The sequence below is a fragment of the Halorubrum sp. Atlit-8R genome (genome assembly GCF_003666025.1).
Taxonomy (GTDB): domain Archaea; phylum Halobacteriota; class Halobacteria; order Halobacteriales; family Haloferacaceae; genus Halorubrum; species Halorubrum salinarum.
In genome coordinates, this window is sequence record NZ_QPLV01000051.1 from 1 (window position 1) to 472 (window position 472).

Annotated in this window: 1 pseudogene; it reads right to left on the reverse strand. The window is 55.3% G+C overall.

The features are described from left to right. Window positions 1–154: 154 nt before the first annotated feature. Window positions 155–472, reverse strand: a pseudogene (locus DVK05_RS16535) (ISNCY family transposase); the annotation flags it as partial.

Sequence of the window (472 nt, forward strand, 5' to 3'; positions counted from 1 at the left end):
ATTTCCGAATGGGTAGGCCAAATCAGGGTGCGAAAACCGGGTGAAGTCGATTCAGCGACCGGACACGAGTCTACTGGTCAACAGATGTCGCGAAAACGAGTGGAAATCGACAGAGCAGCCGCTCCCGAACTCTCAAACCGGAATGAGAAAAACGTTACCCGAACTCACGCAGGAAGTCCCCTAACGCTCGCACGAAGGTCTTCGCCGTGATTACAGGCGGCGACCGAATCGGCTCGTCGAGCGCGACCTTGATCAGATAGTCCGTGAGCCGCCACACGTTGTAGATCAACGTCGACAGCGCAAAGTTACAGAATCGAAGCCGATAGTCCGTCGACGACGTCTTCGGCATGAAGCTCTTGATCGACTTGTACTGGTTCTCGATGTCCCAGCGCCGACTGTACCCGTTCACGACACTTCGAATCTTCTCAGGTTCCACGCGGTCCTGATTCGTCACGAACACCGCGTACTTCCC